The sequence below is a fragment of the uncultured Brachyspira sp. genome (assembly GCF_944390845.1).
Classification (GTDB): domain Bacteria; phylum Spirochaetota; class Brachyspiria; order Brachyspirales; family Brachyspiraceae; genus Brachyspira; species Brachyspira pulli.
Window position 1 is genome coordinate 1 of record NZ_CALXRM010000004.1, and the last position, 22,156, is coordinate 22,156.

The 22,156-nt window shown below is 25.4% G+C and carries 22 protein-coding genes and 1 pseudogene; all 23 read left to right on the plus strand.

Annotated elements, in window-relative coordinates; all coding sequences use genetic code 11:
- Positions 1 to 265: 265 nt before the first annotated feature.
- The 23 genes and pseudogenes from Q0K52_RS01260 to Q0K52_RS01370 all read left to right on the plus strand — a co-directional run bounded on the left by Q0K52_RS01260 (position 266) and on the right by Q0K52_RS01370 (position 22,128).
- On the plus strand, positions 266 to 1,306 hold the full coding sequence (locus tag Q0K52_RS01260; protein ID WP_297295634.1) for a hypothetical protein: 1,041 nt from the start codon (positions 266 to 268) through the stop codon (positions 1,304 to 1,306).
- Positions 1,307 to 1,776: 470 nt separating this feature from the next.
- Complete coding sequence (locus tag Q0K52_RS01265; protein WP_297295635.1) at positions 1,777 to 2,139, plus strand: hypothetical protein; 363 nt, start codon at positions 1,777 to 1,779, stop codon at positions 2,137 to 2,139.
- 61 nt (positions 2,140 to 2,200) lie between these two features.
- Positions 2,201 to 2,812 (plus strand): hypothetical protein, encoded by a 612-nt coding sequence (locus tag Q0K52_RS01270; protein ID WP_297295637.1) that lies wholly within the window; start codon positions 2,201 to 2,203, stop codon positions 2,810 to 2,812.
- Positions 2,782 to 3,132 (plus strand): AAA family ATPase, encoded by a 351-nt coding sequence (locus Q0K52_RS01275; RefSeq protein WP_297295638.1) that lies wholly within the window; start codon positions 2,782 to 2,784, stop codon positions 3,130 to 3,132. The genes Q0K52_RS01270 and Q0K52_RS01275 overlap by 31 nt, the downstream gene beginning before the upstream one ends.
- The gene (locus tag Q0K52_RS01280) at positions 3,102 to 3,494 is read left to right on the plus strand and encodes a hypothetical protein (protein WP_297295640.1); all 393 of its coding nucleotides are present in this window, start codon (positions 3,102 to 3,104) and stop codon (positions 3,492 to 3,494) included. The genes Q0K52_RS01275 and Q0K52_RS01280 overlap by 31 nt, the downstream gene beginning before the upstream one ends.
- A gap of 259 nt (positions 3,495 to 3,753) precedes the next feature.
- Positions 3,754 to 4,740 carry a 5-methylcytosine-specific restriction endonuclease system specificity protein McrC gene (gene mcrC, locus Q0K52_RS01285; RefSeq protein ID WP_297295642.1) on the plus strand — a complete coding sequence of 329 codons (987 nt, stop codon included), beginning with the start codon at positions 3,754 to 3,756 and terminating at the stop codon, positions 4,738 to 4,740.
- Positions 4,741 to 4,813: 73 nt separating this feature from the next.
- The gene (locus Q0K52_RS01290) at positions 4,814 to 5,407 is read left to right on the plus strand and encodes an ankyrin repeat domain-containing protein (protein WP_297295645.1); all 594 of its coding nucleotides are present in this window, start codon (positions 4,814 to 4,816) and stop codon (positions 5,405 to 5,407) included.
- Between the two features lie 327 nt (positions 5,408 to 5,734).
- On the plus strand, positions 5,735 to 7,462 hold the full coding sequence (locus Q0K52_RS01295; RefSeq protein ID WP_297295647.1) for a methyltransferase domain-containing protein: 1,728 nt from the start codon (positions 5,735 to 5,737) through the stop codon (positions 7,460 to 7,462).
- 106 nt (positions 7,463 to 7,568) lie between these two features.
- A complete protein-coding gene (locus Q0K52_RS01300; protein ID WP_297295649.1) occupies positions 7,569 to 9,422 on the plus strand; it encodes a methyl-accepting chemotaxis protein in 1,854 nt (617 codons plus the stop codon).
- A gap of 217 nt (positions 9,423 to 9,639) precedes the next feature.
- Positions 9,640 to 10,254: an OmpA family protein gene (locus Q0K52_RS01305; RefSeq protein WP_297295652.1), complete on the plus strand. Its 615-nt coding sequence runs from the start codon at positions 9,640 to 9,642 to the stop codon at positions 10,252 to 10,254.
- 21 nt (positions 10,255 to 10,275) lie between these two features.
- The gene (locus tag Q0K52_RS01310; protein ID WP_297295654.1) at positions 10,276 to 10,863 is read left to right on the plus strand and encodes an OmpA family protein; all 588 of its coding nucleotides are present in this window, start codon (positions 10,276 to 10,278) and stop codon (positions 10,861 to 10,863) included.
- 86 nt (positions 10,864 to 10,949) lie between these two features.
- A complete protein-coding gene (locus Q0K52_RS01315) occupies positions 10,950 to 12,083 on the plus strand; it encodes a DUF5691 domain-containing protein (RefSeq protein ID WP_297295656.1) in 1,134 nt (377 codons plus the stop codon).
- Positions 12,084 to 12,391: 308 nt separating this feature from the next.
- Complete coding sequence (locus Q0K52_RS01320; RefSeq protein WP_297295658.1) at positions 12,392 to 13,642, plus strand: ATP/GTP-binding protein; 1,251 nt, start codon at positions 12,392 to 12,394, stop codon at positions 13,640 to 13,642.
- 2 nt (positions 13,643 to 13,644) lie between these two features.
- Complete coding sequence (locus Q0K52_RS01325) at positions 13,645 to 14,253, plus strand: hypothetical protein (protein WP_297295660.1); 609 nt, start codon at positions 13,645 to 13,647, stop codon at positions 14,251 to 14,253.
- 143 nt (positions 14,254 to 14,396) lie between these two features.
- A complete protein-coding gene (locus Q0K52_RS01330) occupies positions 14,397 to 15,449 on the plus strand; it encodes a methionine ABC transporter ATP-binding protein (RefSeq protein WP_297295662.1) in 1,053 nt (350 codons plus the stop codon).
- Positions 15,430 to 16,110 carry a methionine ABC transporter permease gene (locus Q0K52_RS01335; RefSeq protein ID WP_297295664.1) on the plus strand — a complete coding sequence of 227 codons (681 nt, stop codon included), beginning with the start codon at positions 15,430 to 15,432 and terminating at the stop codon, positions 16,108 to 16,110. Before Q0K52_RS01330 ends, Q0K52_RS01335 begins: the two co-directional genes overlap by 20 nt.
- 29 nt (positions 16,111 to 16,139) lie before the next feature.
- A complete protein-coding gene (locus tag Q0K52_RS01340; protein WP_297295665.1) occupies positions 16,140 to 17,093 on the plus strand; it encodes an L-lactate dehydrogenase in 954 nt (317 codons plus the stop codon).
- Positions 17,094 to 17,139: 46 nt separating this feature from the next.
- Entirely contained in the window at positions 17,140 to 17,949 is an 810-nt protein-coding gene (locus tag Q0K52_RS01345; RefSeq protein ID WP_297295668.1) for a MetQ/NlpA family ABC transporter substrate-binding protein, read from the plus strand.
- Positions 17,950 to 17,969: 20 nt separating this feature from the next.
- On the plus strand, positions 17,970 to 18,749 hold the full coding sequence (locus tag Q0K52_RS01350) for a MetQ/NlpA family ABC transporter substrate-binding protein (RefSeq protein ID WP_297295670.1): 780 nt from the start codon (positions 17,970 to 17,972) through the stop codon (positions 18,747 to 18,749).
- Between the two features lie 31 nt (positions 18,750 to 18,780).
- Positions 18,781 to 19,572, plus strand: a complete 792-nt coding sequence (locus Q0K52_RS01355; RefSeq protein WP_297295672.1) for a MetQ/NlpA family ABC transporter substrate-binding protein — start codon at positions 18,781 to 18,783, stop codon at positions 19,570 to 19,572.
- 21 nt (positions 19,573 to 19,593) lie between these two features.
- Positions 19,594 to 20,391 carry a MetQ/NlpA family ABC transporter substrate-binding protein gene (locus Q0K52_RS01360; protein ID WP_297295674.1) on the plus strand — a complete coding sequence of 266 codons (798 nt, stop codon included), beginning with the start codon at positions 19,594 to 19,596 and terminating at the stop codon, positions 20,389 to 20,391.
- 16 nt (positions 20,392 to 20,407) lie between these two features.
- A pseudogene (locus Q0K52_RS01365) lies at positions 20,408 to 21,229 on the plus strand (MetQ/NlpA family ABC transporter substrate-binding protein).
- An 83-nt stretch (positions 21,230 to 21,312) separates the two neighbouring features.
- Positions 21,313 to 22,128: a MetQ/NlpA family ABC transporter substrate-binding protein gene (locus Q0K52_RS01370; RefSeq protein ID WP_297295676.1), complete on the plus strand. Its 816-nt coding sequence runs from the start codon at positions 21,313 to 21,315 to the stop codon at positions 22,126 to 22,128.
- Positions 22,129 to 22,156: the final 28 nt, after the last annotated feature.

The window sequence follows — 22,156 nt, forward strand, 5'->3', positions numbered from 1 at the left end:
TAATATTAAATTTTAAAGCCTGTGCTTTTTTATTTTTTACTTTATTAATAATTAATACTATCTTTTTTTTCTGTTGTTCATTATACTGTTTCATAGGTATTCCTTTGGGTTTATTTCTAGTAATTTAAATTATAAGGAATACCTTCTTTTTTTTAAACTAAAAGTGTGCAATATCTATGGCTCTTAAACAAAATTATGAACTAAATATTGTTTATTTTTTTATATAAAAATATATAATATAAAGTTTATTATAGAGGGTAAAAATATGTCTAATAATACAAATAACTCCAATAAAGATAATACTACATTTATATTGTATATTGTTGTATGTCTTCTCTCTTTGCTAGCATTAATTGCTATATATTTTTATTATACTAATTCAATAAAAAAATCAATAGATGACAGTATTGGAAAATTTGAAACAAATTCTCAAATACAATTAAGCAATTATTATGAGTTACTAAAAGAAACAATCACAAATGAAAGTTCAAGTAACAAAGAGTTTATCAAAGATACATTAGAAGAAGCATTCAAACCTAACATTGATTTACTTAGAGAAACATTAAGAGACACTAAAGAGTTCGGAATAAATACTGTAACTTTCTGGCTAGCATTCTTATCATTAAGTATGATAATATTTACAATTTTAGGAATATACTCTAATAACAAATCAATAGAATTCAATAAAGAAAATATTAAATCAATGGAAGAAAAATTAGTAAGTATTGAAGAAGCTTCTAAAAAAATAACAATAGACATGTATGTATCAAAAGCTAGAAAAGAAGAAATTGATGAAGAATATGATAAAGCAATAGATAGTTACAGTGAAATATTGAAATTAGATGAGGATAATTTAGATATTCTTAATTCCAGAGCATTATTATATAGTAAAAAGTATGAAAATGAAAAGTATGATGAATATTTTAATAAATCAGTTGAAGATTATGATAAAATTATAAAAAATGATGATCATAATAATAAAGCACTACTAGGAAGAGCATGGCTATATACTAAAAAATATGAATATAGTTTGGGTAAAAATGATGAAGTCTATGAATATTTTAATAAAGCCATAAAAGATTATGGTAATATTTCTAATGAAAAAGATAAACTTGATTCTATAGCTTGGCTATATTATATTAAATATGAACATACTACTTCTGATGATGATTATAATAAATCTATTAATTATTATAATTATTTATTTAATTCCACAAGTAGCAATATAATAAATACTGATACATATAACAATATACTTAATAATATATTAAATTTATATAGATTAAAATATACTGAAAATTTTTAACTTTGTCATTTTTTTAGTCAACTTTTTCCCGCCGCATACGCTCTGCGGACTTCGTCAAAGTTGCTATATCCTCGACAGGCTTGGATACGCTTCGCGAAAGTGCAAGGTATAAAATTAGTACTAAATCATACTAAAATTGTTTTACATGTAATATAAACTATTAATTTAAGCTAAAATATAGCCCTTTTGCTTCTTTGTGGCAACAAAAGAAGTGGGGTTTGGGGCAAAGCCCCAAATATAAAACCAAAACATAAATTTATTTTTGACAAAGTATAATTGTTTAGGTATATATAGAAAATTACACATTACTTAAAGATATTTTCAGTATCGATAAAATATTAGAAAATAGTATAAATCATAAAAAAACAAATATTGATACTAAATCGATTATTGATAGTTGTGAAAAAATTATAAAAAGAAGTAATAATAATTCTGATATAAATAAAAATGCTTTATATATTATGTACTCTATGTGTTTAGTAAAATATAATGATGAAAATGATGAGAATTATTTAGATAAAGCTATTCAATATGCAGAAAATGCTATACAGATTGATAATATAAATTTGGATACATTAAAAAATATATCTGCTCTTTATTGTTATAAATACAAATGTGCTAAAGGCATGAATTTATTTTATTTAGAAAAAGCAGAATCTTATTTATCAAAATTAGTAAATTTCTCAAAAGATAAAGAAATGATAAAGAATAATTCTAAATACTTATCCTGTATATATAAAGAATATTATAAAAATGGCGGAAAAAATATTAATAAAATATTTGATATTTCAGAAAATGAATGCAAAAATTTAGCTGACAAATACAATAAATAACAATCCAAATGATATATTGAGTTTCTGGTTTGCTTTTTTATATATAAAATTGGAGTAAAAAATGGAGAAGAAATTAAGCAAAGATCAATTAGAATTACTTTATAATACATTAGAAGAAATATATAATCATAAAATACGTAGAGAAGATGGATTGAAAAAATTAGTAAATGATATAGGAATTTATAAAAAAAATTATTATATATGTTTATACTATGCTTTTTGTGGAATGAAGGAAGGCGAATTATTTACGATGTTTGTTGCCAATGCATTTATATATTTTTTTCTTGATAAGATTGCAAAAAATAATAATCCAACTGATATAAAAAACTCTTTAGAGTCCATTAAAAAACATATTAAATATAGATATGATAATTATAATAAAATTCCAAAGTCATTACTTACAATATGTAATAAAATATCAAAAGAAAAAAATATAGATATAAATTTTAATGATTTAGAATATAATTCAGAAAAAGATATAGATAATAATTATATAAATGATAAATCAGATAACTCCTATACAAAAAATGATTTTCTTAATGAAGTTTTTATATCCGAAGAAAAATACAATACTATTTGCAATTTATTAAATAGAAAGAAGAATATTATTTTTCAAGGCTCACCGGGAGTGGGAAAACTTTTATGGCTAAAAAACTTGCCTATTCAATTATAGGTGAAGCTGATGATAATAAAATAAAAATGGTTCAGTTTCATGAAAGTTATTCTTATGAAGATTTTATTATTGGATACAAACCTAATGATAAAAACTTTGAATTAAAAAACGGTGTGTTTTATGATTTTTGTCAGAAAGCTGCCTCAGATATGGATAATGATTATTTCTTTATAATAGATGAGATTAACCGAGGAAACATTTCTAAAATTTTCGGTGAGCTTTTAATGCTTATAGAATCGGATAACAGATTGCAGAAATTATACTCTCTTACAATAATGAAAGTTTTACAGTGCCTAATAATTTATATATTATTGGTATGATGAATACTGCTGACAGAAGTATTGCTGTTATTGATTATGCATTACGAAGAAGATTTTGTTTTATAGATATTGAGCCAGCTTTTGAAAATGAAAAATTTAAAAACTATTTAAAAAATCAAAATGTAAATGATAAGCTTATAGATAAAATAATTAAAAAATTTACTGATCTGAATAATATTATAAAAAGCGACAGAACTCTAGGTAAAGGCTACACTATAGGACATAGTTATTTTTGCGATAAATTAGATGATAAAGAATACAAAAATATTATAGAATATGAGATAGCTCCTACATTAAGAGAGTATTGGTTTGATAATGAGGAGAAAGCAGAAAAGGAAATAAAGAAGTTATTGGAAATATAAAATTTGTTATATTAAATCATAATTATAATTTTTGATGAGTAAAATTGCAGTTTTTTTGGTTCTCGCCGAAGGCGGGCTGTGCCTTATACCAATACCGAAAGGTACCTTGCCGCAGGCACGCAGAGCGTCGGTAAAAGAACTGGGGATTTGGGGGCTAGTCCCCAAAAATAATAATATAAAATTATGAATAATATAAAAATACCTATTAAAAATATATACTACATGCTTTCTTATGCTTGGAATGTTTGGAATATCATTGATGAAAAATAATGAAGATAATGATAAAAAAGAAATTTTCGGAGATGAAAAGTTTGATAATATTTATAATGTTATGGCTTATATTCTCAATATGTTTTTAGATAAATTAATTAAAAGAGGTTTTTATAAAGGATATATAACTTTAGAAGAAGATTTATCTGTATTAAAAGGAAAAATTAACTTTTCTAAATCTATAAAAAGAAATACTATCAATTATAAAAAATTGGTATGCAGTTATAATATTCTATCTAATGATATACTTTTTAATCAAATAATAAAATCCACTTTAAACAAACTTATAAATTATAAAAATATAGATAATGATATTCTTGATAAACTAATAAGATTAAATCATTACTTTATAAAAATAAAAAATATAAATGTTAATAACGCCACTTTCAAATCATTAAAGTACAATAGAAATAATATGCATTATAAAATTATAATTAATATTTGCAAATTCATACATAAACATTTAATAGTTAATAAAAATAGTGATGAATATTCCTTTATTGATTTTAACGAAGAAAAAAGAATGCATATACTTTATGAGAAATTTGTTTTAAACTTTTATAAAATGCATTTTAGAAATAATAAAAATATAAAAGTAAAAAATAAATCTATTAGGTGGCAGATAAATAATAATGAATATATACCTATAATGAAAACTGATATCATGATTTATAATAAAGAAAAATGTTTAATAATAGATACAAAATTTTATAAAAATATATTAATAAAAAATAATGATAAGATTTCAATAAGAAGCCAGCATTTATATCAAATGTTTTCTTATATGAGTAATGTCAATAAAAAATTTAAAACTATAAAAGGTGTTTTACTTTATCCTTTATGCTCTGATAATATTAATAAAGAATATAAAATACAAGATAAATATTTTGCTGTTAATACAATAAATTTAAACTCTGATTTTAAAGAAATTAAAAATAAATTAATAGAACTAATAAATGATTTTTTAATGGAATAATTTTACTGCAAAATAAAATACATTGTTAAATATTGTAATTATTATAATATTATATAGTAAAGAATAGTAAGAAATGAAAGATTTTTTTGAAAGCTGTAAAAATGGAGATTTAAACATATTTAACAAATATATTAATGAAGGAATTAATATAAATTCATTCGATAAAGAAGGATTTAGTCCTTTAATGCTTGCCTCAATATTTAACAGAATTGATATAGCAAAAGAATTAATAAAAAATAATGCTGATGTAAATTTGATTAATAATGAAAATTGGACTGCTTTAATATTTGCCTCATTTTACGGACATTATAATATAGCAGAACTTTTATTAAAAAATAATGCCGATTTGAATATAAAAAACAAACAAGGCTTTGATGCTTTGCTTGTAGCAATATTTTATAAAAGAACTGATATTATAAAACTTCTTATAGATTATAATGTAAATATTAATGATACAAATAATAATGGAACTACTGCTTTAATGTATGCTGCCTTAATGCTCAAAGAAAATATTATAAAAGAGCTTTTAAAGCATAATGCTGATACTAATAAAAAAGATAATAACGGCGACGATGTTTATACATATTTAAAAAGCAATGATTATGATTCTAATAATACAAAAATAATAAATAATATATGCCGCATATTAAAAAAATATTCAAATTAGATTGTATATAATTAATATTTTATTTTTAAAAGTATTAAATTGATAAATAAAATATTTCTTATTGTAAAATACTTCTAATAACTTACATATTTATGAATCAGCAAAACTTCCTAAAATAATCATATTTGTTTAAAATCTATTCACATAAACATGACTAAATGCATGTATAATAGAAATATGTTTTTTAATATATTCACCCCGCCCACCCGCCCCTAAATTAATATATTTTGTTTGTAATTATATTTTTTTAATATATAATGCTTAGACACTAAAATCCGTTAATTTAAGAAGTTAATAAAAAATAAAACACAATAGTAAAGTTTCCCCATGCAGAATTATAATATATGTATAATAACAGATATAGGAACAATATATGGGTTTGGACATATTACCCGTATGAAGTTCATAGCGAATAGATTAAAAGATAATTACAATTTTGTATTTTCTTCTATAAATAATAACAGTGATATATTTAAAGACAGCAGTATAAAAACTTGTAAATATAATGAAATAAAGAAATTAAATCCATATTTGATAATAGTGGACAGCAGAGAAGTAGAACCTAAATTCATAAAGGAATTAAAAACTATAAGCAATGTTATAATAATAGACAGTGTAGGAAATGAAAGAGCATTTGCTGATATAGTTATAGAAATGCTTCCTAATATAGATAACTCAAAAGAAGTTAATATTAAGCCTTTTATAGCTACTATATTAAATTCAAATATAAAGCCTAAATACGATAAAAATGCCCCAGTGCTTTTATACTTAGGATTTAATAATGAATTAAAAAAGAAAGCCATTGATATTATAAGACAAATAGAAGATAAAAATTTCGTATTGATAGACACAGAAAAAGAAAGCGAATATAAAAATATAAGCTATAAAAATTTCAGTCCTGATATATTTATAACTCCATACAGTGCTGTAATAACATATTTTGGACTTACCGCTTTTGAATGTATAGAGGCTTCAATACCTACTATAGTGCTTTCTCCTACAAAATATCATGATGATTTAGCCAAAAGCCAAAAAGAATTATTCTTTAATTTGGGATTCTTTGAAAAAGTTAACATTGATGAAGCAGCAGTAAAATTAAAAGAATTTTTATTCAATAAAGAAATACAAGAGAAATACACAGAAAACGGGAAATCAATAAATACAGAAAAATCTTTAGAAAGAATAAAAACTATAATAGATAATATAAAAGATTTTAAAGATATAAAATGTCCTTTTTGCAGCAGCCATGATATAGAAATGAAAAATAGAAATATAGAATCTAATTTGTATAAGTGTAAGAAATGCAATACATTATTTAGAAAATATTTCCTTCCTCCTTTTACAGATTATTCATCAAAATATTTTGTTGAAGATTATAAAAATCAATATGGAAAAACTTATGAGGAAGACAGTCAGAATTTATCCGCTTTAGCAAAAAGGCGTTTGGAAAAGATAAAGAAAATAAAACCAAATGGAAAAATTCTTGATATAGGAAGTGCAATGGGCTTCTTCTTGAATGAGGCCAGAGAATATGGTTATGAAACCGAAGGCATAGAAATAAGTGAATATGCCTCAAATTATTGCATTAATACTTTGAAACTAAATGTACATAATTGCTCTTTACTAGATTTTGAATATAAAGAAAAAGAATATGATATAATTACCGCTTGGTATGTTGTAGAACATGTATATAATTTTGAATCTATTTTGGATAAGATACTTTTCTCTCTAAAAGATGACGGCATACTAGCATTTGCCACACCTAATGGAAACGGACTCAGCGGAAAATATAATAAAAACTACTTCTCTATAGTACCTACAGATCATGCTTTTGAGGCTAATCCAAAATCATTAGATATACTTATGTCTAAACACTCTCTAAAATGTATTGATTTGGAAAATCAAAGTGTTTATTATAACAGATTCTGTGATATATTTAATTTAAATTTCATTAGAAAAAACAATCTTTTATTAAAAATATATAATTCCACTGCTAAAAAGAAAAATTTGGGTGATACATTTGAGTGCATATATGCAAATACAAAAATTAAGTAAAATTAATGTATAATTTTGTATTATAATACAAATAAATCATTAAAAAATATTTACAATAATCAATTTTTAGCTATAATTGTAATATATACATTGTTAGGGATAAATTATGAAAATGCACAATAGTTTAAGTTTTAAAATTACTGCCATGATAAACTTATCTATAATTATAATGGTAGCCATACTTTTAATAATATCAATAAAAATTGCAAGCGATGCATTAATTGATACTAGATTTGAAGGCTTTGACAATATGCTTTCAAGCTATACATCATTATTTGATACTTGGATTGATGACCAAAAAATGCTTATAGATACTTATAGTTTGCATCCGGATGTTTATAGCTTAATACAAAATAGAACAGAAGAAAATTTAGACAGAGCATATAACTCTATATCTAAATATGTTAATAATAATGATTATATAATCAATATGGGAATATGCGATACCAGAGGAATATGTATAATAGATTCAAGCCTTAATGATAATTTGGTAGGAAAAGATATATTAGCAATTCACCCAGAAGCAGCACAAAAAATGAAAAATGATAATAATAAAGTTACTTTCTCTGAGAAAATAACTAAATCAATAGCTAAAGGTGTATGGGCTATATTTGCATGCACTGGCATAAAAGATTCTAATGGTAATTTATTAGGATATTTATATGTAATGTATGACTGGACAAAAGTTAATACATTATATTTCAGCAATATAGAATTATCAAAAGATATAAATATATTTGCTATAGATAAAAATTTAACTATTATGATTCATAGTGATATAGACAGACTTGGAATGACTACAAGCGACAACTATAAAAATAATTTCCAACAAGGAAGCGGTATAGACCATTATATTTCCGGATCAGATACAGGTTCTCAGAAAAGAGTATCTATATTTACAAAACTGCAATCTTCTCCTTGGCTATTAATCATAAGTATGGTTGAAAGTCAAATATATACTAGAAGCAGACTTTTGGGTATTGTTATATTTATAATAGGTACTATATCTACATTATTAATTTCAATTTATGTATATTTCTTTATAAAAAGTGTAATGAAAAGATTAACTCATATATCTGTAGAAGCTAAGGATATAGAAAATGGTATCTTATCATACAATGGATCTAAAATAAAACTTTCAAATGATGAACTTGGAATGTTATCGAATTCATTTGACGCTATGAGAGAAAAACTTACAGAGATAATAACAAAAGTAAAAGATGAACTTGAAGATATAAAAGAATTAACAGAAAATTTAGTAAACGGAAATAATAATCTATCAAGAAGAACAGAAGAACAAGCATCAAGTTTGCAGGAAACAGCAAGCTCTATGGAAGAGATGGCCTCTACAATAAAATCATCGACTGATAATGCTATTGTAGGAAATAATATGATGTTGGAATCAAAAGAATCAATAGAAAAGGCAGGAAATATAGTATTAGAAACTACAAATAATATAGGTGAAGTTAATGAAGCCAGTGAAAAAATAAAAAATATAACAAAAATCATAGAAGATATAGCTTTCCAAACAAATATATTAGCTTTGAATGCCTCAGTAGAAGCAGCAAGAGCTGGAGATCAAGGAAGAGGTTTTGCAGTTGTAGCGAGCGAGGTAAGAAATCTAGCACAAAATACTCAATCATCAATAAAAGATATTACAGAACTTGTTAATAATACTTATGAAAGTATAGTAAAAGCCACAAACAGTGCCTCAGAATCTCAAAATATATTTAATGAATTAAAAGAAAAAATAGATGAAACTTCAAAAATAATGCAGGAAATACGTGAAACTGCTATGGAACAGCAATCTGGTGTTGATCAGGTTAATATTGCAATAGCTAAAATAGATGATGCTACCAATCAAAATGCTGTTTTAGTAGAAGATTCCAATAGAACTTCAAATGAAGTTTTAGAAAAAATAAAACTGCTTGAAAATACTATAAGTTTCTTCAAACTATAAGATAAATAAAGATTTTTAATTAAAATTATTAATTTTTTATTACAAATATCACAATATATACTAAATAAGTAATATATAATTTGTAAAAATGCAGTATTAATATTTACAATAGGATAATTATATTTTACGAATTTTATTATGAATTTGTTATAAACATGTTATGTTAATAAATTTAACATAGCAACAACAAATAATAAGGATTCAAGGAAAAGTAATCATGAAAAAAATAATTTTAATTATGTCTTTAAGTTTTATATCTATAGTGGCATGTAAAAGTGCTCCTGTAGCCACTGGCCCAGAAAACAGCAGCGGTTTTAAAACAACTGAAGCTAATAATCAAAATTCTAAAGGATTAAATTTACCAGATGGTGCCACAGTTAGAGAAACTCCAAGAGGTAAAGTATTAGTACTTCATGATCCTAAATCCAAAACAGATGTGGGTAAAGGTAGCGGAAATTATGAGGTAAAATTCGGTTTTGACAACACAATAGAAATAGGCAGCTATAAAGAAGCTTATAATTTAGTCTATCAAATATTAAAAAATAATCCTGATATTAGAATAATGGTTGAAGGAAATTCTAGTAAAGAAGGCCCTGCACCTTATAATTATCAATTGTCAAAAAGAAGATCTGATACAAGTTTTAATTACATAATAAAACTAGGTGCTGAAAACAGTAAATTATTAAAAAGTGCTTTTGGAGAGGCTTTACCAGAATACCCTACTCTAAAAGAAAATAGAAGAAGCGAATTCATTATCATAATGACTGAAAATGATTTGAAAAAATATAACGATTTTGCTAAAACTGTCGACATTAACAAAGAAACAAAATAATGTCGAGGATTTTGCAAAATAATGAAGAAAATTTTATTTATTTTTAGTTTAGTGATCTTTGTCATAGCATGTAAGAGTACACCTGAAAGTACTACTCCGGAAGATGTTGTTATAGCAGATGAGCCTGTTGCTCAAGAAGAAGAAACAGTACAAGAACTTTATTTACCTGCTGATTGTTCTATTAGAGAAACTGACAGAGGTAGAATATTAGAAACTAATCCGAAAATTGTATTCAAATTTGTAGAAACAAATATGCCTGCAACTGCTGATATGTCATTTGCTCAGGTGATAGAGTTTTTGGATAAAAATCCTAATGCAAGTATTGTTTTAGAAGCTCATACAAGTAACAAAGGAAGAGCTTATCCATACAATTACAACTTATCTGTTATTAGAGCTAGAAACGGTAAAGCATATCTTTTATCTAAAGGTATAGCTACTGAAAGAGTTATAGAAAGCCCTCTTGGTGAAGCTTTACCTGAATACTCTACTCAAGATGCTCTAAGAAGATACGAGTTTGTCATAATAGAAAATGATGAAGATATGACAAAATATAACACATATATTTCTCAATTAGATGTTAGACAAGAAAGTACATATCAGGGAAATTAATTTTATTTCTAAAAAACAGAAAACAAAACCCCTTTGGAAATAAAGGGGTTTTTATTTATATAAACTTTTAAGGAAAATTTTTATTTATGAAAAATATTATATTAAGTCTTTTATTTTTAATTACTTTTGAGGCTTTTTCTCAAACAGCAACTAATGAAACAGCAACAGCTGCTGCTGATACTAATGCTTCTGCTGCCACAGCGGGTTTAGTTAATTCAGATTATGAAAAGGCTTTTGAATACGGAACTCCAACTCAAAAAATAGCTACTATTGGAAAGATTAGAAGAACAAAAAGTGAAGCTGATATAGCTATGCTTGCAAGCCATTATCCTGAAGAAATGAATAATAGAGTAAAAACAGAAATTATCAATTTCTTCAAACAAATTAAAAATGATAATGCTAAAAGTGTTATAGAATACGCTATTAAAGATGAAAATGATAATGTACGTAAAGAAGCTTATTATTTATGTTCTATTTATCCGGATCCTAAATTCGAAACTGATATAATGGCAGAAATTACAAATGCATCCGGATTAGTTCTTGATAGTATGATAAATGCTTTGGGTGCTATGAAATCAGAAAATGCAGCTGATTTCCTATTAGAAAAATATACAAACAATGTGGTAAGCTCTACTACAAAAGTTGAAATATTAAGATACTTCAGTGAAACAAAAAATCCAAAAGGTGAAGAAATTTGCCAAAATGCTTCACAGAATACTGGGGAACCTGCTTTAGTACGTTATATGGCTGTAGTAGCTTTAGGTGCTTATCCTAGTGCTGAAAATTATGAAATATTACAAAAACTTTTAGCTGAAGATTTACCGGAAATCACAGCTAGAGTTATTTATATACTTCCAGAGTACAGTGCTTATGGAGATGTAAAGAAAGATATAATTGAAGCTGCTAAGAATGACAGTGATTCAGTTCGTGTTTATGCTATTAAGGCATTAGATAGTTATAAATCAGAACCAGAGATAGAAAAATTATTATTATACAGATTAAAAAATGATAATTCAGAAGCTATCACTATGGAAATACTTAATTTATATAAAGAGTCTGCCCCAACAGGAGATATGTATGAAGCTATAAAGACTTTATCATCATCTGCTGCAAGCGATAAAATAAAGAATCTTGCTAAATCTATAGTAGGAGAAGAAAGTGCAGACACAGAAACAACTATAGAGGAATCTCTTTCAGGCGTAAAAAATACTGCCAATTAAAAAGTTATATATATTTTTTTACTGAGCTTGCTGTTATTTATAATGGCAGGCCTTTTTTATTTTTTAATCTAATCACCCCGCCCACCCTCCCCTAATTCTTTTTAATTTTTTTAATTCATTTATCAACTTTTCCTGCTGAAAAAGTTGCAAAAGATCAATTTATTTTTATTAAATATATTTAACTTCAGTGGAATATTAATAAGCTTTAAAAAAATTGATAATAAAAAATACTAGATTTAATTTATATATATGCTAAAATTTATTAAAAGAAAATATTTTTAAATATAAAAATTAAAGCGAGAAAATAAATGCTTGTAAGTTTCAGTGCTAAAAACTATAAATCATTTTATGATGAAGTTACTCTTGATATGCGTGTAGAAGTAAATGACAGCAACAGAGAAGAAATTGAAAATAATCCATTCATATATAAAATAAATGATGATTATATATCAAAACTATGCATACTATACGGACATAATGGAAGCGGTAAGTCTAATTTACTTGATGCCATTAAATATTTATTTCATATAAATTCTTATCAAGATGATGATATTAATCAGCATTATAAAAAATTATTTATAAAAAATATGGTTTATGGAAAAGATGAAGATATAAAATTTTTTCTGGAATTTTACTATAAAAATAATTTATATCATTATGAAATAGTACATAACATTGACATAAAATATGAATTATTAAAAGAAAATAATAATATAATTTTTGAAAGAGAAGAAAATTCTATTATTAATGGTATAAATCTTTTGAAAAATAAAGAAGGCATACCAAACAATATCACAGTTATAACATATCTAAATAGTGTCAATAGTTATAAATCAATAATAGAAAATTACAGAATGGCATTTATAACTAATTTCATATTTCCATTACTAAATGCAAATGAAAATTATACTGAAAGTTTATTTTTTCAACTTGATAAAGTTTATTATGCTTTAGATAAATCAAAATCTTGGAATATATATAAAAAACTTATTTCACTTGCTGATGTTGGAATAGACAATATAAAAATAATTGAAAATAGAAATTATATAGAAACTACTAATATTGTAGAAAATCTTATTAATAAAACTAGTAAAAAAAAGCTTATTTCAATCCATAGTAATTATGAAGATGAATTTAGAAAGATAGAATCTTATGGAACAAAAAATTATGCTAATAATCTATTTGATATATTAGGATGTGTAAAAAGCGGTAAATTATCAATAATTGACGAATTTCAAGGTGTGCAGTCTGAACTTTTAGAACTTGTTATTAGTTTATTTCAAAAAAATATGTTTGAAGATTTGGATAATCCTACAGCTCAATTAATATTATCTACCCATGACACAAATTTGATGTGCCTAAAAAATACATTGTTAAATCATTATTGGTTTCTAAACAAAGAAGATAATAAAAGCGAATTATACTGTGCTGCTGACTTTGAAGATTTAAAAAAAGAAGATTTAGAAAAAGAATATAAAAGGAATAGTTTAAAAGCTAAATACAATTCTCGATTATTTGAAATTCCTTCAAGATTTTTTATTGAAGATAATAAGGAATAAAAATGAGAAAAAGAAGACAATTAAATAAAAAATATTATTTGTACTGCTTTTCTACTGGCGATACTGAATTAATTTATTTTAATAGATACGTTAATGAAATTTTAAAAGATAAAATAGAGTTCTCTCCAAAAAAAGAATTTATAACTCAAATAAACCCTAATATAAAAAACAAGAATAAAGACGCTTTAATTGGGGATATAATAGATTCTATTGAAAAAAGAATAACAAGTAATGAATATGGATTAGGAAAAATAATAGTCATTATAACGGATTGCGATAAAACAGACCCAAAAAATATTAATGACTTAAGATTTAGATTCCAAAACAAATTCAAGGATAAAACTTTATTTATACTCAATTATCAGGCATTGGAAAGCTGGCTTGAATATTACTATAATCAAAAAACTAATAAAGAACAAATTAGAAGAGATGTAAAAGAACATTGGGATAAAATATTTCAAAATAATCATGATAATGCTGTAAATAAATACTTAAAAGAACATAATCAAAAAGAACCTTCATCAATAGATAACTATTCAAATATACAGTCATCAAAATACTCAGATTTTCCTTATGCTTTTAAATATTTGAATGGATTAGAAATAAAATAATATTATACAATTCTAACAATTCTTATTAAATCAAATTACATAATTACTATTGACAGATACTTTTTAAAATATATAATATCTAAGTCTTTTATATTAATTTTTTTAATATATAATATAATCCACTATAAAATCACAGGATATATATGATCGTTTTAGAAAATGTTAGCAAGGTATTTAAAACCGCTAAAAATAAGCAGCTTAATGCTGTTAATAATGTATCTCTAAAAATAGAGAAAGGACAAATATACGGAATAATAGGTTTTTCCGGTGCAGGTAAATCTACATTGGTAAGATGTATAAACTTATTAGAAAGACCAACTTCAGGAAAAGTATATTTAGATGGTGTTGAACTTACAGCTTTAAAACCTAGAGAGCTTAGACATACAAGAAAAAAAATAGGTATGATATTCCAGCAATTCAATCTTTTCGGATCAAGAACTGTATTTAAAAATGTTGCATACCCTTTAAGATACAGAGGATTATCAAAAGAAGAAGTAGAAAGAAAAGTTATGTCGCTTCTTGAACTTGTAGATATAAAAGAAAAAGCCTATGTATACCCTTCTCAATTGAGCGGCGGACAAAAACAAAGAGTTGCTATTGCCAGAGCTTTGGCTAATGATCCGCAAATACTTTTATGCGATGAAGCTACAAGTGCATTAGACCCTCAAACAACTTCTTCTATATTAAAACTGCTAAAAAAATTGAATGAACAATTAGGCATTACAATAGTGGTAATAACTCATGAAATGAATGTAGTTAAAGAATTATGCCATAGAGTTGCCGTTATGAATCATGGTAATTTGGTAGAGGAAGGAAATATATTTGAGGTATTCTCACATCCTCAAAATAAAATTACTCAGGACTTTATAGATACCACTTCAAATATATCAAAAATTTATTCGCTTGTTGAGGAAGGTCATAATATAACAAAATTAAAAGCCGGCGAATGTATAGTAAGATTAAAATATAAAAAAGATAGTGTTGGAGAGGCTTTAATGTCTCATATTTCAAGAAAATATAATGTTGATGTTAATATTATATTTGGAAACGTTGAACTTATAGATGAAAGTCTTTTAGGAGGACTTGTTGTTATACTTCATGAAAAAGAAAAGGGAGGAATAACAAAGTCTATAGAATTTCTTAAAGAACAGCATGTTGATGTGGAGGTTATAACTGATGCTAGATATGATGAATAATTTAATGCCTAATGTAATGGCTGATTTACCTAGACTATATCAAAGTATATGGCAAACTTTTGTTATGTTATTCTATTCCGGAATAATATCATTTTTTATAGGCGGTTTCTTAGGAATACTTCTTATAGTTACAAAAAAATTCGGAATAATGGAAAATATATTAGTATATGAAATTTTAAGCAAAGTTATAAACTTTTTCAGAGCAATACCATTTATAATACTTCTTGCAATGCTTGTGCCTTTAACTAGATTTATAATGGGTACTGCTATAGGTGTAAAAGGTGCTATTATACCATTAATATTCGGTACTGTTCCATTTTTTGCAAGACAAATAGAAAGTGCTTTATCAGAAGTTAATCCCGGATTAGTTGAAGCAGCTCAATCTATGGGTTCTTCTCCTGTAGCTATAATTTTTAGAGTATATTTAAAGGAAAGTATTGCCCCTATTGCAAGAGGTACTACTATAACTGCTATTAGCTTAATAGGATTAACTGCTATGGCTGGTGCTGTAGGTGCAGGCGGACTTGGTACTTATGCTATACAATCCGGATATTATAGAAATAAACTTGATATAATATATGTTTCTGTAATACTGCTTGTTATATTAGTCGGATTAATACAGGCACTTGGTAATTTTGTGGTAAAGAAAGCTACACACTAATAATTTATTAATAATAGGAGATTTGATTTATGAATAATATAAAAAGAAGAAAAGCTGTTTTAATAGGAGCTGGACATGTAGGCTCTCATGCCGGATATGCATTAGCTTCTAAAGGATTAGTTGAAGAAATTATTTATATTGATATAGATGAAAAAAAGGCATTTTCACAAGCATTGGATATATTTGATGCTACTGTTTATCTGCCTCATAGAGTTGAAGTAAAAGCAGGGAATTATAATGATATAGATGATGCTGATATAATGGTTGTATGTGCCGGCCCTTTACCTAATATGAATCAAACTAGAATGGATACTTTAGGTGCCACAATAGAAGTTATGAAAGATATAGTTGGCAAAGTAAAAAATACAAAATTCAGCGGAATAATAATCAATATATCAAATCCTGCTGATGTTATCACTCATTATTTACAAAACAAGCTAAATTATGATCCAAAAAGAATAATTTCTACAAGTACAACATTAGACTCTGCAAGATTAAGAAGAGCAATATCTGAAGCTATAAATGTAGATCAAAAATCAATATATGCTTATGCTTTGGGCGAACATGGTGAAAGTCAAATGGTTCCTTGGTCAACAGTTACTATAGCTGGAAAACCTTTATTTGAACTAATGAAAGAAAAAGAAAAATATTCAAAGCTAGATTTAAATGAATTAGCTACTAAAGGTAAAAGAGGCGGTTGGGACGTATTAGGCGGAAAAGGTTCTACAGAATTTGGAATAGGTGCTTCTTTGGCAGAAGTTGCTGAAGTTATACTTTGCGATGAGCATAGAGTACTTCCTGTATCAGTATATTTAAATGGAGAATATGGTCAAACTGATGTTTATGCATCTGTACCAGCTGTACTTGGAAGAAATGGAGTTGAAGAAATAATTGAACTTAATATGAACAGTGATGAAAAAAAATTATTTGATGAATCTTGTAAGGTTATGAAAGATAATTATCAATTAGCCTTAAAGATGTAATCAAAAAAAATAAAAAAACTAATTAGAATATTTGGGGGATTTTTGTATGAGAAAAATTATTTTGTTTATTAGTATGATGTTTAGTATGATATTTTTAGCAGCTTGTTCAGGCGGAAATAAAAATATCAATAAAGTTAAGGTTGGTTATATTGGGGAATCTGACCGTGTTATTTGGGAAGAAGTTAAAAGGCAAGTTTCTACTAATAATATAGAAATAGAACTTATATCTTTCGGAGATTATTTACTTCCTAATCAGGCTTTGAATGATGGAGATATAGATTTAAACAATTTCCAGCATTATGCCTTCTTTAATAATGAAGTAGAAACTAAAGGATATAAATTAACTGCCATAGCTGATACTTGTCTTGCCGCAATGAATATATATTCAGATAATATAAAAGACATCAGCGAAATAAAAGAAGGAGATAAAATAGCAATTCCTAATGATCCTTCTAATGGAGGCAGAGCCCTAAAAGTTTTGGAAGCTGCCGGACTTATAACATTAAAAGATAAATCTATAGCAAATCCTGAACTTAAAGATATAAAAGAAAATAAACTTAATTTAGATATAATAGAAATGGATGCTGGAAGTATATATAGTATTTTGCCTGATGTTGCTTGTGCTGTTATCAATTGTAATTTTGCTTTGAATTTTGGGCTTAATCCTGATCAAGATTCTATATATAAAGACAATCCTACAAACTATAATGATAAAAATTATATAAATATCATAGCAGCTAGAACTGAAGATAAAGATAACGAAATTTACAAAACAATAGTAAAAGCTTATCAATCTGAAGAAGTTAAAGAAATTTACCGCAAAGATTTTAAAGGAGCTTATATAGCAGTTTGGTAATATAATATAGGGGCTGGATTATGAAATATTATATAATATTTTTCTTAATTGTACATCTCCTATATTCATGTAATAATGCTAATAACGTTGTAAGAATTGGTCATATCGGTGAATTTGACTATGATATATGGGAGCAAATAGATAAGGAATTAATAAGAGATAAATATAAATTAGACATTGTATATTTTGATAGTTATGAGCTTTTAAATGCAGCTTTAAACAGCGGGGATATAGATTTAAATACTTTTCAAAATTATAGCTATTTTGTTAATGATACAAATAATAATAATTATAAACTGGCAATTTTGGAAACAACTTTTATAGCACCTATGAATATATATTCAAAGCATCTAACAAATTTAAATCAAATAACTACAAATTCTAAAATTGCTATACCTAGTGATAAAATAAATTTGTCTAGGGCTTTATTTATATTAGAAAAAGCTAAACTAATAACATTACAAGACAATGATAATAATTTTTATTCTGGATATAATTTAATAGAAAATAATTTGCAGTTAGAAATAATACCTATGGATGCTGGTGAAGTATATTACAGCCTTGATAAAGTTGATGCCGCTATAATTAACTATGGTTTTATATCTGATTATCAAAATGTTAATACATTATATTATGATGATGTAACTATATATCCTCATCATAAATATGAAAATTTAATAGTATGCAGAGAAAAAGATAAACTTTGCAATTTATATATATTTATAGCTGCTAGTTATAAACAAAAAATAAAGGCGAAGATAGAAGCAAATAAATTACAAGGACTTATTGCTGTTGATTAATAATAAAAAATAACAATAAAAAAAATTACAAATGAAAAATATATTGATGATATTATTAATTTTATTATTATCATGCAGTACTAATAATAAAAATACCAACAAAGTTATAGAAATAGGTTATATAGGTGAATTTGATGTGAATGTATGGGAATCTATGTATACTGAATTTAGAAATGAAAATATCATTTTAAATCTTGATCCTTTTTCTGATTATTCTATGTTAAATGAAGCATTAGAGAGAGGAGATATAGATTTAAATACATTCCAGCATTACCTATACTTTGTTAATGAAACCAATAAAAATAATTATGACTTTACTATCATTGATAAAACATATATAGCTTCTATGGATATATATTCGCAAAAATTAACAAATATAAATCAAATGCCGACAAAAGCTAAAATAGCTATACCTGATGATAATATAAATTTATCAAGGGCTTTAAAAATATTGGCCTCTATTAATTTAATAAAACTGGCAAGTAATGGAGATATTAATTACAATTATACATTAAATGACATAGAAGAAAATAAATTAAATTTGGAAATAATACCTACAAAGGTAGAACAAATACGTTATATGATGTATAAATTTACTGCTGCTATTATTAATTATAATTTTGCTTCCGATTTAAAGGACTGCAATATTATATATCATGATGATCCCAGTAAATATTCATCAGATATGTATGTTAATTTAATAGTTACCAGAAGTAAAGATGATAATTTGGATATTTATAAAAGAATAGCAAAAAACTATAAAAATAAATTAAAAGAGTTTATAAAAGCAGGAAAGATTGAAGGATTAATAGTGGTAGACTAATATAATTTTAAGGAAACATAAATGATTAAAAAAATATTATTATTATTTATATTAATTTGCATTTCATGCAACAATCAAAATAATGATAAAGAAAAACATATAGTAAAAATCGGATATATTGGGGAATTTGATGTTGCTATATGGGAATCCCTTATAGGTAAATTGCAAGAAGAAAATATTCAATTAGATTTGGTTCCTTTTTCTGATTATACGGCTTTAAACAAATCTTTAAATAGCGGATATATAGATTTAAATCATTTTCAGCATTATGCATATTTTGTTAATGAAACTAATAAAAACGATTATTATTTAAGCGTAGTAGAAAAAACTTTCATAGCTGATATGAATATGTATTCTGAAAATTTAACTAATATAAGTCAAATGCCTAGAAATGCTAAAATCGCAATACCTCAAGATGAAGTTAATTTATCAAGGGCTTTAAAAATATTAGAGTCTATTGGTTTTATCAAATTGAAAAAAAATAATGATACAAATTATAATTATTCATTAAATGATATAAGAGAAAATGCTTTGAATATAAATTTCATACCTAAAAAAGCAAGTAATATGCATTCAATAATATCAGAAGTAGATGCCATAATAATAAATTATAATTATAATTTTGATTTTCAAGATAAAAATGTTCTATATTATGATGATCCTGGTAAATATTCTTCAGATATGTATGTAAACCTAATAGTTTGCAGACTTAAAGAAGCAGATAATAACATTTATAAAACTATAGCAAAATTCTATAAAGAAAGAGTTACTAAACTTATTGAATCAGGAAGAATAAAAGGTATTACTATAATTAATTAATTGCTAAGGATATTCTATGCGTAAATATATTTTTAAAACTTTATTATTACTAACTATTACTGCATTACTATTTATATCTTGTTCAGAAAAAGATAATAATAAGGTGATAAAAATAGCACATGTAGGAATGTCTGATAATTTAATATGGCAGCCCATTATAGAAAAATTAGAAAAAGAAGGTATACAAATAGAATTAATAGATTTTTATGATTATAACATACCAAACAGAGCATTAAAATGATGGAGATGTAGATTTGAATGCCTTCCAACATCATGCATATCTTAATGATGAAGTAGCAAAATATGGATATAAAATAGTACCAATAGCTGATACTTATATATCTGCTATGAATATTTATTCAAAATTCATAACTAATATTAATCAAATTAAAATGGGTGATAAAGTTATGATACCGCAAGATCCTTCCAACACAGGAAGGGCTTTAAAAGTATTAGAAGCAGCTGGTATTATAAAAATTAAAGATGAAGCCGGAGATTTTCCAAAAACAAATGATATTATAGAAAATAAACTTAATATAGAAATAATAGAAATAAAATCTATAGATATGTATACTGTAATAAATGTGTTGCATGTGCTGTTATAAATGCTAATTATGCTGTAGATTTAGGTTTTAATCCCGGTGTTGATTATATATTTCAAGATGATTCTTCCATTTATGAAGGTGATTCTTTTATCAATTTAATAGCTGCTAGAACTAAAGATAAAAATAATGAAACTTATAAAAAAATTATAGAGGCATATCAATCTGATGATATGAAGCAAATATATAAAGAAAAATTCAGCGGAGCATATATTCCAGCTTGGGAAGAAGAATAAATAATAAAAAATATAAATAAAATTTTGAATAATTATCCATTATAATTTATAATAAACAAAATTTATTCTTAAAAGGAGAAAAAATGAAAAGAATTTTATTATTAATATTGTCTATTGTTTTTGCATTTTCAATATTATCATGCGGTGAGAAATCTTCCAGCGATAAGAAAATAGTTAAAGTTGGTTTCGCAGGAGAATCTGATTACCAAATTTGGAATCCAATAGTAGAAAAGTTAGCTGGTGAAGGAATTACTGTGGAATTAGTATCTTTCTCTGATTACACTATTCCTAATCAGGCATTGAATGATGGTGAAATAGACTTGAACGCTTTTCAGCATTATGCATACTTTAATGATGAAGTATCAAACAAAAATTATAAATTAACTGCTATTGCTGATACTTATATATCTGCTATGAATATTTATTCAACTAACATAACAGATGTTAAACAAGTAAAAAACGGAGATAAAATTGCTATACCTAATGACCCATCTAATGGCGGAAGAGCTTTAAAAGTACTTCAAGCTGCTGGACTTATTAAAGTTAAACCAGAAGCAGGTGATACTCCTAGCGTTAGCGATATAATAGAAAATCCTCTTAATCTTGAAATAGTAGAAATGGATGCTGGTGCTATTTATGGAATACTTCCAGATGTTGCTTGTGCTGTTATCAATGGTAACTATGCTATAGACTTCGGTTTGAATCCTGGTTCTGATTATATATTCAAAGATGACCCTTCTATTTATAGCGGAAAATCTTTTGTTAATTTAATAGCTGCTAGAACTAAAGATAAAGATAATGAATTATACAAAAAAGTTGTAGAAACTTATCAATCTGAAATAGTAGAAAAAGTTTATAATGAAAACTTTAAAGGTTCTTACCTTCCTACTTGGAAATAATATAGTAAATAATATTTCATAAAAAATA

What these genes read in the sequence shown, in the direction of transcription:
- Q0K52_RS01260 (WP_297295634.1), top strand. Translation starts at nt 266, where the DNA reads ATGTCTAATAATACAAATAACTCCAATAAAGATAATACTACATTTATA.
- Q0K52_RS01265 (WP_297295635.1), top strand. Translation starts at nt 1,777, where the DNA reads ATGTGTTTAGTAAAATATAATGATGAAAATGATGAGAATTATTTAGAT.
- Q0K52_RS01270 (WP_297295637.1), top strand. Translation starts at nt 2,201, where the DNA reads ATGGAGAAGAAATTAAGCAAAGATCAATTAGAATTACTTTATAATACA.
- Q0K52_RS01275 (WP_297295638.1), top strand. Translation starts at nt 2,782, where the DNA reads ATGGCTAAAAAACTTGCCTATTCAATTATAGGTGAAGCTGATGATAAT.
- mcrC (WP_297295642.1), top strand. Translation starts at nt 3,754, where the DNA reads ATGAAAAATAATGAAGATAATGATAAAAAAGAAATTTTCGGAGATGAA.
- Q0K52_RS01290 (WP_297295645.1), top strand. Translation starts at nt 4,814, where the DNA reads ATGAAAGATTTTTTTGAAAGCTGTAAAAATGGAGATTTAAACATATTT.
- Q0K52_RS01295 (WP_297295647.1), top strand. Translation starts at nt 5,735, where the DNA reads ATGCAGAATTATAATATATGTATAATAACAGATATAGGAACAATATAT.
- Q0K52_RS01300 (WP_297295649.1), top strand. Translation starts at nt 7,569, where the DNA reads ATGAAAATGCACAATAGTTTAAGTTTTAAAATTACTGCCATGATAAAC.
- Q0K52_RS01305 (WP_297295652.1), top strand. Translation starts at nt 9,640, where the DNA reads ATGAAAAAAATAATTTTAATTATGTCTTTAAGTTTTATATCTATAGTG.
- Q0K52_RS01310 (WP_297295654.1), top strand. Translation starts at nt 10,276, where the DNA reads ATGAAGAAAATTTTATTTATTTTTAGTTTAGTGATCTTTGTCATAGCA.
- Q0K52_RS01315 (WP_297295656.1), top strand. Translation starts at nt 10,950, where the DNA reads ATGAAAAATATTATATTAAGTCTTTTATTTTTAATTACTTTTGAGGCT.
- Q0K52_RS01320 (WP_297295658.1), top strand. Translation starts at nt 12,392, where the DNA reads ATGCTTGTAAGTTTCAGTGCTAAAAACTATAAATCATTTTATGATGAA.
- Q0K52_RS01325 (WP_297295660.1), top strand. Translation starts at nt 13,645, where the DNA reads ATGAGAAAAAGAAGACAATTAAATAAAAAATATTATTTGTACTGCTTT.
- Q0K52_RS01330 (WP_297295662.1), top strand. Translation starts at nt 14,397, where the DNA reads ATGATCGTTTTAGAAAATGTTAGCAAGGTATTTAAAACCGCTAAAAAT.
- Q0K52_RS01335 (WP_297295664.1), top strand. Translation starts at nt 15,430, where the DNA reads ATGCTAGATATGATGAATAATTTAATGCCTAATGTAATGGCTGATTTA.
- Q0K52_RS01340 (WP_297295665.1), top strand. Translation starts at nt 16,140, where the DNA reads ATGAATAATATAAAAAGAAGAAAAGCTGTTTTAATAGGAGCTGGACAT.
- Q0K52_RS01345 (WP_297295668.1), top strand. Translation starts at nt 17,140, where the DNA reads ATGAGAAAAATTATTTTGTTTATTAGTATGATGTTTAGTATGATATTT.
- Q0K52_RS01350 (WP_297295670.1), top strand. Translation starts at nt 17,970, where the DNA reads ATGAAATATTATATAATATTTTTCTTAATTGTACATCTCCTATATTCA.
- Q0K52_RS01355 (WP_297295672.1), top strand. Translation starts at nt 18,781, where the DNA reads ATGAAAAATATATTGATGATATTATTAATTTTATTATTATCATGCAGT.
- Q0K52_RS01360 (WP_297295674.1), top strand. Translation starts at nt 19,594, where the DNA reads ATGATTAAAAAAATATTATTATTATTTATATTAATTTGCATTTCATGC.
- Q0K52_RS01370 (WP_297295676.1), top strand. Translation starts at nt 21,313, where the DNA reads ATGAAAAGAATTTTATTATTAATATTGTCTATTGTTTTTGCATTTTCA.